Below are 13,549 nucleotides of genomic sequence, written 5' to 3' on the forward strand. Positions count from 1 at the left end.
GCGGGCCACGATGTCGGTGCGGCTGACCACGCCGACCATGGCCCCCGCCGCATCGACTACGACCATCAGCCGGGTCTCTGGCCGGTCGAATGCCTGCGCCGCGGCGATCAGGCGCGCGGATCGGTCGATCGTGATAAGCCGCTGATCGGCCTTTTCCAGAAGAGCCGCGGGGATCATGGGGCAGCTACGCCATCAGAGGGCGCTACTTTGCCGTCGCCATGCGGCGCCTTGGGGTCTTGCGGTCTGGTCTTGATCGGGAATGTCGCCCTTGTCAGGGCGTTACCGGACGCGTCCACGATAAAGCGGCACGCCCGGTCTGCGTGATGAAAGGTCAGACGCCAGCGGCCAGCGTCTTCCGCAACGCCTGCCTCGCAGCGCGAGGTGATGGCACCTTCGCGCATCCGCGCCTTGATCTCGCTTTGCGGCAGGCCGAACGCTTCTGCGAGTAGCGCGGCGTCGATGACGAAATCCTCGGCCTTACGTTCAACAGGCGTCATGTCGCATCTCTCCAATAGTCGTTAGCCGCCGCTACGGTGGCGAAATGCGTTGCCACGACCTGAGAGGAGGCGATCAGCGCATCCGCACTCTCGGCATAGATCGGGCGCAATTTGTCGCGCACCTCTGCGTCAGGCTGGGTCATCTTGATCGCGACGCGGGCCATCTTGACCGCCAGCGCATATCCCTCTTCGGGCGTTGCGGTCTTGAGAGTAGGGAGCCAGCTTGTCATCGGGCATTCCTTCCATGTTCGGTCTTGGTCTTGTTGCCGCCCGGTGGCGCGGCTGACGAGGCGAAAACCCGTCAGCCAGCCAGAACCGGGTCGAGTGCGATGTCGGCTAGGGTCGAGTGGTCGAGTGCGGCTAGAAACGCCGTTTCAGCGAACCGAAGCCGGGATTTGAGGCGGCAGTGGCCATCCAGCGAACAGTCGCTGCCATCGGTGCTCAGACATTCGACGAGCGGCTGACCCTCTTCCAGCAGGCGAACGATGGTGCCTAGCCGGATCTCTGCCGCGGGCCGGGCAAGTGCCGCGCCGCCGCCGCCGCCGCGCCGCGTTTCGATCAGCCCGGCGCGGGCAAGGTGCTGCATGATCTTGGCCAAGTGGTTGCGCGACAGCCCGAACTCATCCGCCAGTTCGGCGGTCGAGAAGACGTTGTCAGGCGCGCTTGCCATGCGCATCAGCATCCGCAGTCCGTAATCGGTGAATTGTGTGAGGCGCATCGCGGAAGGGGCCTTTGAATAGGTATTTACAATACCACTTAACAGATTTAGGCTTGTTTGCAAGACAAAACCCAGAGGTCTTGATGCCTTCCAGCGAAGCATCGCCAGAAATTGCCTTAGCGCGCTGTCTGTTGGCAGCCGCTATTGCGCCCGGGCCGCGCCGCCTTTTGGCAGCGCGGCCCGCATCTGCGCTGGCCACCCGCGACGCCGTTTTCGCCATTTCAAGCTAAAGGATACCCCGATGATCGATGTTGCCCCGATCCACGATGCCGCCGAGCTTACCCGTTACATTGAAACCCGTTTCCACGCGCGCCATCGTTCGCAGTTGCCGCGTCTGGCCGAAATGGCCGAGAAGGTCGAGAATGTGCACTTCGGCGACGACAATGTGCCCGAGGGGCTTTCTGCCGTGCTGCGCCGCATGATCGGGGATATGGAAGTGCATATGAAGAAAGAGGAGCTGATCCTTTTTCCCGCCATACGCAACGGCGGCGGGGTAGGGATCGAACACGCGATCGGGGTGATGCGCGCCGATCATGACGACCACGCAACCGAGGTTGCCGAGATCCGCCGTTTGACCGCAAATCTGACATTACCGCAGACGGCTTGTGGTACATGGACCGCGCTTTATGGCGGCCTTGTTGAGTTTATCACCGATCTTGAAGAGCATATTCGTCTGGAAAACGACGTGCTTTTCCCGCAGTTCGAACAGGGCGGTGCGGCGCATGGATAGGCTTTGCTTGCCAAAATCAAGCCACGCGCAAGCTGCGATCCGCGCGACAACTTGATCATCAGGATGAGCACCGCCCGTTCTGCCAAGCTGCTGGAGTTGATCGGTGACAGGGCCGCCCAATGACCTGCGTGCCGCAGATCAGCACGGCGCGGGTATATGATGCGCCCGACGCGGCTCTGGGGGCGCGCCTGCTGGTAGACAGGCTCTGGCCGCGGGGGATTCGCAAGGCGGATCTGGTAATTGACGACTGGGTTGGCGAAGCCGCCCCAAGCCCTGCCTTGCGCAAGTGGTTTGCCCACGATCCCGATAAATGGGCCGTATTTTCCCGCCGTTATCACGCGGAACTGGTTGAAAATGACGCCGCTGTGGCCCGCTGCCTTGCTTGGTGCCGCAAAGGCCCGGTCGTTCTGCTTTACGCGGCGAAAGACCGCGATCATAACCATGCAGCGGTGCTGCGCGACTATCTGCGCGCGCAACTGGCGCAAGAGCACGCAAGCTGATGAACATCGCTTATCCCATTGCAGCAGAGCTGAACATGACAGCGCCGCGAGGGCGCGACCGGATGGGATGTGCAGGGGGCCGGGATGGCAAAGAGGCAGCCCGAGGCAGCGACATCACCCCTTCGCGCGGCACGGGCTGACCATCTTGCCGCGCGCAAGGGTGCGCCTTTTCCTAGACCACGACGATATTGCCGCGCTTGTGCCCGGATTCCATGTGCTCGTGCGCTGCAATCAGGTCGTCGAGCGGATAGACCCGCTCGATGACAGGTTCGAGCTTTCCGAGCGTGTTCATCTTGATCAGCTTGGCCAGCATTGGGCGCAGGATTTCTGGCTTCAGCAACCCGGTTGCCGAGAAGCGAGCTTTGCGTTGGCCGAAGGCAGATGTGCGAAGCATTGCCAAAAGCAGCCCTAGCGAAAGCACCGGGCAGACATAGCGCCCGTTCTGCGCAAGGCTCTGGCGAGCCTTGCGAAATGTCGTAATACCCAGCGTATCATAGATCACGTCGTAGCGATCGGGCGCGGCCAGCGGGTCTTGCTTTGTGTAGTCGATCACACGGTCGGCCCCCAGCGAGGCGACAAGTTCCACGTTGCGCGTGCTGCAACTGGCGGTGACATCCGCGCCCATCGCAGCCGCGATTTGCACAGCGGCGCTGCCCAGACTGCCCGACCCGCCAAGGATCAGCACCCGTTCGCCCGGCACAAGGCGCGCTACGTTTTGAAGGAAGTTCAACGAGGTCAGCGGGCCATCGCACATCACGGCTGCGTCCTCATGCGAAAGCGCCGCGGGTTTGTGCATCAGCACGCCGTTTTCGTCGAGGCAGATATGGCTGGCATTCGCACCGAAGTTCAGCCCGGCCTCGCCGAATACCGCATCGCCCACCGCAAAACGCCGAACCTGTGCACCCACCGCGATCACTTCGCCCGAAAGCCCGGTGCCGCTAAGATCCTTGCGCGGGCGACGAAAGCCCAGAAACGCCCGTGCAAAACGCGGCCGCCCCGCTCGCATCATCCCGTCGGCGCGGGTGACTGCCGAGGCGCGGATGCGGATCAATATTTCAGTCGGGCCGGGGGTGGGCATCGGGCGTTGGACTGGGGCAAGCCGATCTGGCGCGCCATAGCTGCGAATGGTCCATGCGGTAAGGGTGGCGGCCATTGGGTAACTCCTTTGAACCTTGGGTTGCGATGAAGCAGGTATAGCGGTTCGAAATGCGCACGAGTATTGACGCATTTGGCCCAGTGCGGTTTAAAATCGTTCCACCATGATGGATTGGAAATCACTCCCCGCCTTTCTGGCCGTTGCGCGCGCGGGCTCGTTACGGGGCGCGGCTGAGCAGTCAGAGGGCACCCACGCCACGGTTCGTCGGCAGATCGAGGCGCTGGAGGCGCGTCTTGGTGTGCAGCTGTTTCGCCGGGGCGCGGATGGGCTGCACCTGACGGCGGCGGGTCGGGCGCTGCTGCCTCAGGCGCTAGAGGCCGAGGCGGCGCTGCTCAAGGGTTTCAATGCCGTGCAGGGGCTCGACCGCGAGGCGGCGGGGCGTATCCGCCTTTCGGCCGATCCGATGACCGCGCATTTCCTGCTGGCACCGGTGCTGGCCGAGTTTGCGACGCTCTATCCCGATATCGAAATCACCCTCAATCTGTCCTACGGCATCGACTCCATCGCGCGGCTGGAAACCGACGTGTCGATCCGCCATGTGCGCGAGGTCGATGACGATGCCGTGGGACGCAAGCTTTTTCCTTTGGCGATCGGCACATATGCCGCCGCGCATTACCTTGACCGGATGTTGCCCAATGCCGGGCCCGAAGGTCAGGGGCTAAGCTGGATAGGCTATGGCGAGGTGCCCGAACTTCTGGATCATATCCGCCGCTCGCCCTTTCCCAAGGCGCGCATCCGGCACACCATTCCAGACCCCGCAATGCATCTGCATCTGGCGCGGGCAGGGGCCGGGATGACCATTCTTGCCGCTTGGGTGCAGGCGATATTCCCCGAATTGCAGCGCGTGCCGGGCACCACGCTTGATACTAGCCGCGCGACATGGGTGCTGCTGCATGGCGATTTGCAAAGGGTGCGCAGGGTGCGGCTGTTTGTCGATTACCTGTGCACCGCGTTAAGCGAGCGGCGGGCAGAGTTCATCGGGCGGTAACGCAGACCGCGACCTTGGGGCAAGAAGCCCGCACGCGTCAGGCAGGCCGGCGACCAATGGCAAGCACGGCACCGATCGCCAGAAACCACGCAATGGCCCCAAGGCCGAAAATCGCCCCGGCCGTATCACCTAGGGCAGGCACGATGGTCGCCAAACCGCCAAACCCCGTCAGAACACCCAGTACCGCAATGGCGCGCGCGATGCTGCGCCCGACAAGGCCCGCGATGCTGACACACAAGATCCATATCCCGCCCGCAATCTCGTTGCCGCCCCCAAGGCCAAGTTCGACGGAATGCAGAACGTCCCACAACTGGGCGGCGGCCTCCGGGTCTGTGGCGTAAACATGGCTCGCGCGTACAACCGCGACATTGGCCATCATGCCCGCGCCAAGCACCAGCGCGGCCCAGATCAGCCCGAACGCCTGTGCGGCGGATGCCCAGCCCGGCGTGGCCTTGGACAGCCGCAGCGACAACGCCATGACCAATACCGCAAGCGCCAGTGCATTGACCACATAGATCGTCGTGTTCCACGCGATCAGGATGCCGGGGCTTGTGTCGATGAAATCGACCACGGCGCGGGCGTCGATCTCTTTCGTGCCGAATCCCAATGGGGCCAAAAGCGTGACCAGAAGCGCAAAGCCGATCAGATAGGTTGCGCCGCAAACAAGCGCGGCCAAACCGCCGATGCGTTGAAATGTCATGGCTTTGTCCTTTCGGGCGCTGCGCTATTGCTGCGGTCTTTGTGCCAGCGCGGCGAAATGGGCGTCAAGGTGGCGCTTGCCGCAAGGGGGGCCGACCATATCCATCGCAAGCGCGGTGAGGAAGAACTGCGCGGGTCCGTGCACCCGGCGCGGCGTCAGGCGTGGCAACAGCATCAGGGCCGCGCGCCGCAACCCGTCGGGAAGCCGCGTTATCTTTGCCGGCTTGCCAAGGGCTTTGAAGGCCGCATTTGCCAGATCGGTCTGGCTGAAAATGTCGGGCCCGCCCACATTCAGCCAATCCTGCCCCCGGTCCGTGGCAGCTGCCGTGGCCGCGGCCAGATCCGCCCCGTGAATCGGGTTGATCCGCAGCGCGCCAGAGCCAAAGAGCCAGACACGACCAGAGCGCGCCATTTTCAGAAAATCGCCCATGTCCGAAAAATAGCCCGACGGCGCGACCACGGTAGAGGCGATCTCGGCTGCCTGTAGCGCGTCAACGAAAGCGGCCTTGGCCGCCACCAGCGGCACATTGCGCATCTGCTGTGCGTTCAGCACATGGATATAGGCAAATCGCGGCACATGGGCGCGCTGTGCTTCGTGCAGCAGGTTCAGGTTGGCCTGATAATCGACATCCCAATACCCTAGGCCATCCGCCTGCCGCGTGATGCCCAGCGCGGAAATCACCAGATCGGCCCCGTCCATGACCCCGGCAAGGGCTTGCGGCTCTGTGGCTTCGGCCTCGATCACCTTATCGACCGCAAGGTCTTGCGCTCGCTTCGCATCACGCACCAGCGCGTGCACCTGCCATCCGCGCCCGCGATATTCTGCGCAAAGAAAGCGGCCCAGATAGCCCGTGGCGCCAGCAATGAAGACGATTGGCATGGTGTTTGCTTTCGGTTTTGAAGTTTCAGAACAGGGCCGTTCCAAGCGCGGCTGCAACCATCCCTAGCGTGACTGGGGCCCAAAGCCGCCGCTCGCCCCGCGAAGGGCTTGCCGCATTGGCAACGCAGGTTAGCACCGTAAGGCCCACGACCGGCCAGAACAGGCCCCTTGGCAACCCGGTAGACAGCGCGCCGCCCCGTTCAAGCACCACAAGCGCCATCACGGCCAAAACCCCCGCCTGAACCAACGCCAGCACGCGCCAGATCGGCGGCAAGCGGCCTGCAAACCGCCCGCCCACCGTAAACCTTCCAAGCGGCGCACCCGCTGCAAGCGCGATCTGCATCGCGGTGGGAAGGGCTGCGAGGGCTGCATAAAGAAGGGCAAGGGTCTGGTTCGTCATAAGGGGCCTTTCGGGTGAAAGCGCGTGCAGAGCCGCGCCTGTGCGTTAAAGCCGTATGCCAAACTGCGAGATGACCGGCCGCGCACATTCCCGCTCGGGCAGGCCAACATCCCGCCGCAGTCGTGGCGAGGTAGGCAGCGAAGGTTGCAGGTCTTTCGGTGGTTTTCGCTTCGCCGGAAGATCAAGTTTGACGCGAAGATAGGCAAGAAAACCGCGTCGAGGAAAGAAAAGATACGCCATGTCGTGCGCCTTTCGTGATGTGCAAAGAGGGGCGGTCTGCCGACGAAGCGGCGGCCGGGGGCGGGGCGTAAAGGCACCGCAGAAACGCTTGGGAATACCGCAACACGTGCGGCAGGGCGGTTAGAGGGTAAGATCAGAGCGTGGTCAGGCGGGGCCTTCGCGGCTGAAGGGGGGCGCGGCCTCGGCACCGCGAAACCGCTGGCGGTAGTCGGTAGCGGAAACCCCCAGATGCCGCTGAAATGCACGTCGCATCCGCTCGGCATTTTGAAACCCGGCCTGCCGCGCGATCTGTTCGACCCCGCGCGCTGTCGTTTCAAGCGCCACTCGCGCGGCCTGAACCCGTGCCGTTTCGACATAGGCGGCGGGTGTCAGCTGCGTTTCATCTTTGAACCGGCGCGCGAAGGTACGCTCTGACAGGCCAGCGCGTGCGGCCAATGCCGTAACAGTCAGCGGGTCGCCGGGGTTGGTTAGAATATAGGCGAGCGAGGCATTGATCGCCGGGTCTTCGGCGCGCTGGGCTACCAGATGCGCGCTGAATTGCGACTGACCGCCGGGGCGCATCATATACATGACGTTGTAGCGCGCGACCTGTAGCGCGATGTCGTGGCCCCAATCCGTTTCGACAAGCGCCAAGGCAAGGTCCATGCCCGCTGTAACCCCCGCCGAGGTCCAGATATCCCCATCGCGCACGAAAATCGCATCGCGGTCCACCAAGACCTTCGGATAGCGCCGTTCCAGAATTGGGCACCACCACCAATGGGTGCTTGCCCGCTTGCCATCCAGAAGCCCGATCTCGGCAAGGATCATCGCACCCGTGCAGATTGATACAACGCGCCGCGAACGGGCTGTTGCGTGGCGCACAAAATCCAGAAGCTCTGCATCTTCGATAGCGGCCATGGTGCCATGGCCACCGCTGACGATCAGCGTGTCGATGGGGTCGTTTTGCGCCGCCGCCTCGGCAAAAGAAACCTGTGCGGTCAGGCTTATCCCCGAGGTTGTGGGCACAGGCCCCGCGCTATGCGCCGCGAGCGTGACGTTATAGGGTTCCGGCCCCTCGGGAAGGAAGTATTTGACGCCCGTCAGCACCTCCAACGGGCCGACAACGTCAAGAACATGGGCGTCCGGATAGGTTACCATCACGACGCGGCGCGCCCGTTGCCCTGTCTGATTTTCTGCTTTCTGTTCCATGGTCCGACATTAGGCCAAACTTCGCGCTGACCGTTAGGACAAAGACCCCTCGATTTCTGCCATTCGCCGGTTTTGGGGCATGAGGCGCGGTGCCGCGCGCCCAGATAAGCGCGGCAGGGCGGAGTTTTAGAGCCTTTCGCCGCACCTCAAATCAGCTTCGTTCCAGAATGGCGCGGGCGCGCGCTGCCACCGGTTTGTCGATCATCCGGCCATTTAGCCGGACGGCCCCCTCGCCGCGCGCCTGTGCTTCGCTCAGCGCGGCCAGCACGGCGCGCGCCCATGCAACCTCGTCGGGCGAGGGCGCAAAGCCCGTGTTCAGCGCGGCGATCAATCCGGGGTGCACGACAGCCGCGTCCGCAAAGCCGAAGGCGCGCGAACGTCGCACCAGATCAGGGTCGCCATCCAGCACCGCGGCGGTGTCAAGCAGGCCCAAGGGCGCGATCCCGGCGGCAGCGGCCGCCTGCACGATGCGTGCGCGCGCGGGGGCAAGGTGGTCTGGGCCGGGGGGCATGCCGCAGGCGGTCGCGAAATCTTCAGAGCCTAGCGTAAGCGCCACCACACGCGGTGCGCGGGCGATGCCGAACACGGATTCGAGTGCGGCTGGGTCTTCGATAACCGGGATCAGCGCGATGCTTCCCACAGGTAGCCCACGCGCGGCCTCAAGGCCCGTCAGCGCCTCGGCAAGCCAGCCTAGGGTTTCAGGGCCACGCGCCTTGGCAAGGTAAAGCGCGCGAAGCCCCGGTCGCACCACGGCATCAAGATCGCGCGCCGCGTCCAGAAGCGGGCCGTTGATGCGGACGATCAATTCCGAAGGCCCGCGCGCCAAAGCATCCCAATGGCGGGCAAGGCGCTCGCGGGCGGCGGGCTTGGTGTCATCGGGAACCGAGTCTTCCAGATCGAGGATCAGGGCATCGGCACCGCGGGTCTGCGCCTTTTCCAGAAAGCGGTCAGAACTGGCCGGAACATAGAGAAGCGAGCGCCAAGTCATGCGACGATTCCTTTCCTGCGCAAATCGGCGATGGCGGCCGCGTCAAACCCGGCTGCCGCCAATGCCGCATCGGTATCTTGCCCCAGCGCGGGTGCCGGCTTGCGCAGCGAAGCCGGGCTGGCCGACAGCCGCGGAATGGGCGCGTGCTGGGTGGTGGTGCCGATTTCTTCATCGGGCAGGTCGAGAAAAACACCGCGGTCGATGAAATGCGGATCGGTGCAGATATCGCTGACCTCATAAAGTGGCGCAGCGGTCACTTCGGCGCGCGTCAACACTTCCATGGCCTCGGCCTTGCTGCGCGCGGCGAACCACGCGCCAACCGCGGCATCGACCTCGGCGCGGTGGGCAACCCTATCGGAATTGGTGCGATAGCGGGGATCGTCGATCATGGCGGCGCGGCCGATGGCGCGAAACAACCGTTCCGCCATCGATTGCATCGAGCCCGAAACGGCGATCCAGGCACCGTCCTCGGTCTGATAGGCATTGCGCGGGCTTGAGGTGTTGGAACCATTGCCGACGCGCGGCTTGGGCTTGCCGGTCAGGCGGTAGTCAAGCGGTTCGGGGCCAAGCACCGAGGTCATCGCATCAAGCAGCGACAGGTCGATCACCTGCCCGCCATGGCCCGCATCGCGGTGCCGCAACGCCATAGATACGGCATTGGCACCGTAAAGACCGGCGATCATGTCGGCCAGTGCCAGTGGCGGCAACAGGGGCGCGCCGCCCGCTTCACCGTTGCGCGCGGCAAAGCCCGACATCCCCTCGATCAACGTGCCAAAGCCGGGGCGGCGCGCATAGGGGCCGGTCTGCCCGAAACCCGATATGCTAATAAGCACGATCAGTTCCGGCTTGCGCGCCAGCAGCGCCTCGGGCGATAGGCCCATCCGCTCTAGCGTGCCGGGGCGGAAGTTTTCGATCATGACATCGGCGGCGACGATCAGGCGGGCCAGCACATCGGCAGCGCCCTCGGCGCGAAAATCAAGCGCGATCGAGCGTTTGTTGCGCCCGTAAATCTTCCAGAAGGTCGAGACGCCCTCTTGTTTCCACGCGCGCAGCGGATCACCCGCGGGGGCCGGTTCCACCTTCAGCACATCCGCCCCGAAATCGGCCAGTTGCAGCGAGGTCATGTTGCCCGCAACCAGCCGCGATAGGTCGAGCACGCGCAACCCGGTCAGTGGGCCGCTGGCACCCGGTTGCCAGTTGGCTGCGCGCCAGCTCATATCAGACGCGCCCCGGTCGCAGGGTCAAAGACCAGAACGCGCGCGGTTTCGAAGGCCAGCGCAACGCGGTCGCCTGCCTTGAGCCGCGCGGTTTCGGGCAGAATCGCGACCAGATCGGTTCCACCAAGGTTCAATTGCGCATCCACCGTTTCGCCGGTGGGTTCCACAAGAACCACGTTGGCCGCCAGATCGCCCCCGAGCGAGATGGTCTGTGGCCGGATGCCATAGGTAACCTGCGTGCCGGGTGCTACGGCCAATGGTCGCGGCAGCGGCAAGGCGGTGCCATCGGCCAGCTTAACATGCGCAGCCCGAGGGCCCAACCAGTACAAGGAACTCGCCGTCAGCGATGTCCAGATCGATCCCGGTCAATACATCGGTGCCGCCGAAGGATTTGCCGACATTCTGCAACTGGATGTGGCCCATCTCAGGACTCCCGTATCTCGAAGCGTTGGCAGGCAAGCGCGCCCGGCGCGGCCATGCGCAGCCCCGCCATGCCCATCGGGTGCGTGTCATCCGTCACCGCCAGAACTTCGCGCCCGTCGATGCTGAGCGCAAGACGCGCGCCCTTGGCCGACAATTGCAGCGTTACGCGCTTTGGCGTATCGGGCAGAGGAGCGGTGGCAACTGTGGTGGTGCCGAAGTTTTCCAGCTTGATGACCGCCTCTCCGTTCTCGATCCCCGCAGCGTAATAGCGGCAGTTGCCACGTGCCCGCGCGGTGATCAGATGGCTGGCCCCTTCTGACCGGGTGATCGTTGCCGATACGATCTGGTCGCGTGCAAAGGGATGGCCTGTCCAGAGGTCTGCATCCTGTTCCGACGTGCCTGTAATGGCACCTTCCGCAAGGCTCCAGCGCCCGCGATTGAAGCTGAAGCGCGAAACGCAGCCCCATTCGGCGCGTTCCAGTTCCGGGTCGATCAGCGTATGGCCGGGGCTGCTTACTGCAAAGTCGAAATCCGCAGCCAGATCAGCACACGGGCGGCATCGCGCTGATCGAGCAGCAAACCGATCTCGTCGAACGCCTCGTCGGTTTCGGGCAGCACAAAATCGATCTCGACCCGCTCGTGCGGCACCAGGGCGGGCGGCGCGAGTGCAACAATGCGCCCCGAAGATGCGAGCCGCACGTAAGGCGCGTAGTGCACCGCATGGACACCCTCGGCGGGGCGCTGGCGGCAAGCGCGATGCGCACCCGCTGGCCCGAGGCCACAACGGGCGACAGCATCGGGCGATAGCGGTCGTCATCGAACTAGTCACGCCGGTAGAAGGGTTTCCAGAACACCCGCCCGTTGTCGCCCTTCGTCCAACGGTCGATCTGGATGTCGAGCGCGCCTTCGGTCAGGCCGGGCAGGGCGCGCAGCCGATGCGAGCCTTCGGCACGCAGCCCGTGGCTCGCGCCGGGCAGGGCAAAGTCGAACGCCACGGCGCGAACCCGGATTCAGCCGGGGGGCGGTGCGGTGCTTTTTCGGATTACCAGATCTACCGGCAAGACCAGTTTTGGCACGGGCTGATGCTCGCGCTCTTGGGGTGACAGGTTCATACGGTCCAGCAACATCCGCGCCGCTGCTCTGCCGATGGCTTCGCGCGGCTGGTGGATCGTGGTCAGCGGCGGCACGAAATGGGCGGCGATTTCAAGATCGTCGAAACCGACAACGGAAACCTCGTCCGGCACCTTGACGGCGCGCTGGTTCAACTCTCCGATGAAGCCCATCGCCATCTCGTCACTCGCGCAGAATATCGCGGTGGGGCGGTCTTGCGCACCGTGCCAATGCGCTGCTGCGCGGACGCCGGATTGCAGGGTGAAATCGCCGTCATAGATCCAGCGCTGCGGAAGCTCTAACCCGGCGGCATGGATTGCGGCCTCTGCGCCTTTGAAGCGGGCCTTGGTCAATACGTTGTCGCGCGGCCCGTTGAGCACGCCAATGCGCCTGTGGCCAAGCGAAATGAGGTGGTCCATTGCACGGCCCGCAGCCGCTTCATTGTCGATCGTCACCGAGGGCCGCACGAGGTTTTCGTTCCATTCGCAGGCGAAAACCATCGGCGCGCGTGTTGCGGGCGTGCCGCGATTGAGAAGCGCGTCGCGCGCTAGCAATCCGTCGAGCACGATCAGCCCGTCAGTCTGGTTCAGGCTCAGAAACACCGGGAAATGGTGATCGTCGAGCGACATTGGTGTTGTGTCCGTTATTAGCACGCTGAAGCCCGCATCCGACATCACCTCCGCGATTCCCGAAAGGATGCGCGCAAAGAACGGGTTGGCGAGGTTTGGGACCAGCACGGCGATCGCGCTGGTTGCCTGCTTGCGCAGGTTGCGTGCCGAAACGTTGATCCGGTAGCCGGTCTGTTGCACAGCATCGAATACCAGCGCGCGGGTAGCTTCGCTGACCAACTCGGGGTTGGAAAGGGTGCGGCTTACGCTGGCGGTAGACACGCCCGCCACCTTGGCCACGTCGCGAATGCTCGGTGCCCGAAACGTCATGCTTTTGTGCCTTTCATCGCCAGCCCACGCCCTTTTCTGGCCGAATCCAGTTCGGCAAGAATCGCGTCATATGGCGGTTCTTACTCCTTGTAAACGATTACACAAAAGCTAAAATCCCGATGTAAAGGATTACATAGGCGATTCGCGTTTGGCCGGGAGGGGCGAAGCGGGAGCTGTTACTTTCGACGGCTTTTGGAGGTTCGACGATGAAGACTATCAAGGGGCCAGCCCTTTTTCTGGCGCAGTTCGCAGGCGACAAAGCGCCATTCAACTCTTGGAAATCCATCACGAAATGGGCCGCAGATTGCGGGTATATCGGTGTGCAGGTGCCAAGCTGGGACGCCCGGCTGATCGACCTCGCCAAAGCCGCCGAAAGCCAAGATTACTGCGATACGTTCAAGGGGATCGCGGCTGAAAACGGTGTTGCCGTAACCGAGCTTTCCACGCACCTGCAAGGCCAGTTGGTGGCGGTGCATCCGGCCTATGACATTGCGTTCGACGGCTTTGCCGCACCCGAGGTGCGGGGCAACCCCAAGGCGCGTCAGGAATGGGCTGTCGATCAAGTGAAAAAGGCGCTCACCGCCTCGCGGCGGCTGGGGATTACGGCGCATGTCACCTTTTCGGGCGCGCTGGCGTGGCCCTTTGTCTACCCTTGGCCACAGCGCCCGGCCGGGCTGGTCGAGACGGCGTTCGAAGAGCTTGCAAAGCGGTGGACACCGATCCTTGACCATGCCGAAGACTGCGGCGTCAATGTTTGCTACGAGATCCATCCGGGCGAAGATCTGCATGACGGCGTGACCTTCGAGATGTTTCTGGACCGTGTGAAAAATCATCCGCGTGCGATGATGCTTTACGATCCCAGTCACTACGTTCTGCA

At 63.4% G+C, this 13,549-nt stretch carries 21 protein-coding genes; 4 read left to right on the forward strand and 17 right to left on the reverse strand.

What is annotated here, in order from left to right:
• The 4 genes from ABY403_RS06235 to ABY403_RS06250 all read right to left on the reverse strand — a co-directional run.
• The coding region (locus tag ABY403_RS06235; protein ID WP_372839906.1) for a CBS domain-containing protein at positions 1-177 on the reverse strand (177 nt) is incomplete at its 3' end.
• Positions 174-497: a DUF6522 family protein gene (locus ABY403_RS06240; RefSeq protein ID WP_372839885.1), complete on the reverse strand. Its 324-nt coding sequence runs from the start codon at positions 495-497 to the stop codon at positions 174-176. The genes ABY403_RS06235 and ABY403_RS06240, both read right to left, overlap by 4 nt.
• On the reverse strand, positions 494-727 hold the full coding sequence (locus tag ABY403_RS06245; RefSeq protein ID WP_372839887.1) for a hexameric tyrosine-coordinated heme protein: 234 nt from the start codon (positions 725-727) through the stop codon (positions 494-496). The genes ABY403_RS06240 and ABY403_RS06245 overlap by 4 nt, the downstream gene beginning before the upstream one ends.
• Positions 728-798: 71 nt before the next feature.
• On the reverse strand, positions 799-1,215 hold the full coding sequence (locus ABY403_RS06250; RefSeq protein ID WP_372839888.1) for an Rrf2 family transcriptional regulator: 417 nt from the start codon (positions 1,213-1,215) through the stop codon (positions 799-801).
• Positions 1,216-1,456: 241 nt separating this feature from the next.
• Here ABY403_RS06250 and ABY403_RS06255 point away from each other — a divergent pair, with 241 nt between their 5' ends.
• Together ABY403_RS06255 and ABY403_RS06260 are read left to right on the forward strand one after the other, a co-directional pair.
• Positions 1,457-1,945: a hemerythrin domain-containing protein gene (locus tag ABY403_RS06255; protein ID WP_372839889.1), complete on the forward strand. Its 489-nt coding sequence runs from the start codon at positions 1,457-1,459 to the stop codon at positions 1,943-1,945.
• Between the two features lie 119 nt (positions 1,946-2,064).
• Positions 2,065-2,445, forward strand: a complete 381-nt coding sequence (locus ABY403_RS06260; RefSeq protein ID WP_372839890.1) for a DUF488 domain-containing protein — start codon at positions 2,065-2,067, stop codon at positions 2,443-2,445.
• 172 nt (positions 2,446-2,617) lie between these two features.
• Here ABY403_RS06260 and ABY403_RS06265 read toward each other — a convergent pair whose 3' ends face one another.
• Positions 2,618-3,598 carry an NAD(P)-dependent alcohol dehydrogenase gene (locus ABY403_RS06265; RefSeq protein ID WP_372839891.1) on the reverse strand — a complete coding sequence of 327 codons (981 nt, stop codon included), beginning with the start codon at positions 3,596-3,598 and terminating at the stop codon, positions 2,618-2,620.
• A 106-nt stretch (positions 3,599-3,704) separates the two neighbouring features.
• Here ABY403_RS06265 and ABY403_RS06270 point away from each other — a divergent pair, with 106 nt between their 5' ends.
• Positions 3,705-4,589 carry a LysR family transcriptional regulator gene (locus ABY403_RS06270; RefSeq protein ID WP_372839892.1) on the forward strand — a complete coding sequence of 295 codons (885 nt, stop codon included), beginning with the start codon at positions 3,705-3,707 and terminating at the stop codon, positions 4,587-4,589.
• A 37-nt stretch (positions 4,590-4,626) separates the two neighbouring features.
• Here the strand turns inward: ABY403_RS06270 and ABY403_RS06275 are convergent, their stop codons facing one another.
• The 12 genes from ABY403_RS06275 to ABY403_RS06330 all read right to left on the reverse strand — a co-directional run bounded on the left by ABY403_RS06275 (position 4,627) and on the right by ABY403_RS06330 (position 12,672).
• The gene (locus ABY403_RS06275; RefSeq protein WP_372839893.1) at positions 4,627-5,289 is read right to left on the reverse strand and encodes a hypothetical protein; all 663 of its coding nucleotides are present in this window, start codon (positions 5,287-5,289) and stop codon (positions 4,627-4,629) included.
• 24 nt (positions 5,290-5,313) lie between these two features.
• The gene (locus tag ABY403_RS06280; protein WP_372839894.1) at positions 5,314-6,168 is read right to left on the reverse strand and encodes an SDR family oxidoreductase; all 855 of its coding nucleotides are present in this window, start codon (positions 6,166-6,168) and stop codon (positions 5,314-5,316) included.
• Between the two features lie 25 nt (positions 6,169-6,193).
• Positions 6,194-6,568: a hypothetical protein gene (locus ABY403_RS06285; protein WP_372839895.1), complete on the reverse strand. Its 375-nt coding sequence runs from the start codon at positions 6,566-6,568 to the stop codon at positions 6,194-6,196.
• Positions 6,569-6,952: 384 nt separating this feature from the next.
• Positions 6,953-7,996 carry a GlxA family transcriptional regulator gene (locus tag ABY403_RS06290; protein ID WP_372839896.1) on the reverse strand — a complete coding sequence of 348 codons (1,044 nt, stop codon included), beginning with the start codon at positions 7,994-7,996 and terminating at the stop codon, positions 6,953-6,955.
• Between the two features lie 151 nt (positions 7,997-8,147).
• Positions 8,148-8,984: a CoA ester lyase gene (locus tag ABY403_RS06295; RefSeq protein ID WP_372839897.1), complete on the reverse strand. Its 837-nt coding sequence runs from the start codon at positions 8,982-8,984 to the stop codon at positions 8,148-8,150.
• Complete coding sequence (locus ABY403_RS06300; RefSeq protein ID WP_372839898.1) at positions 8,981-10,201, reverse strand: CaiB/BaiF CoA transferase family protein; 1,221 nt, start codon at positions 10,199-10,201, stop codon at positions 8,981-8,983. The genes ABY403_RS06295 and ABY403_RS06300 overlap by 4 nt, the downstream gene beginning before the upstream one ends.
• A complete protein-coding gene (locus tag ABY403_RS06305) occupies positions 10,198-10,530 on the reverse strand; it encodes a TOBE domain-containing protein (protein ID WP_372839899.1) in 333 nt (110 codons plus the stop codon). Before ABY403_RS06305 ends, ABY403_RS06300 begins: the two co-directional genes overlap by 4 nt.
• Positions 10,496-10,624: a hypothetical protein gene (locus tag ABY403_RS06310; protein ID WP_372839900.1), complete on the reverse strand. Its 129-nt coding sequence runs from the start codon at positions 10,622-10,624 to the stop codon at positions 10,496-10,498. The genes ABY403_RS06305 and ABY403_RS06310 overlap by 35 nt, the downstream gene beginning before the upstream one ends.
• A 1-nt stretch (position 10,625) precedes the next feature.
• Positions 10,626-10,778, reverse strand: coding sequence for a hypothetical protein (locus ABY403_RS06315; RefSeq protein WP_372839901.1), 153 nt, complete (start codon positions 10,776-10,778; stop codon positions 10,626-10,628).
• 359 nt (positions 10,779-11,137) lie between these two features.
• Positions 11,138-11,341, reverse strand: coding sequence for a hypothetical protein (locus ABY403_RS06320; RefSeq protein ID WP_372839902.1), 204 nt, complete (start codon positions 11,339-11,341; stop codon positions 11,138-11,140).
• Between the two features lie 104 nt (positions 11,342-11,445).
• Positions 11,446-11,619: a hypothetical protein gene (locus ABY403_RS06325; protein ID WP_372839903.1), complete on the reverse strand. Its 174-nt coding sequence runs from the start codon at positions 11,617-11,619 to the stop codon at positions 11,446-11,448.
• A gap of 15 nt (positions 11,620-11,634) precedes the next feature.
• Positions 11,635-12,672 (reverse strand): LacI family DNA-binding transcriptional regulator, encoded by a 1,038-nt coding sequence (locus ABY403_RS06330; protein ID WP_372839904.1) that lies wholly within the window; start codon positions 12,670-12,672, stop codon positions 11,635-11,637.
• Positions 12,673-12,878: 206 nt separating this feature from the next.
• Here ABY403_RS06330 and ABY403_RS06335 point away from each other — a divergent pair.
• A partial coding sequence (locus tag ABY403_RS06335) for a sugar phosphate isomerase/epimerase family protein (protein WP_372839905.1) occupies positions 12,879-13,549 on the forward strand: 671 nt, incomplete at its 3' end.

The organism is Phaeovulum sp. (genome assembly GCF_041596715.1).
GTDB lineage: Bacteria > Pseudomonadota > Alphaproteobacteria > Rhodobacterales > Rhodobacteraceae > UBA6213.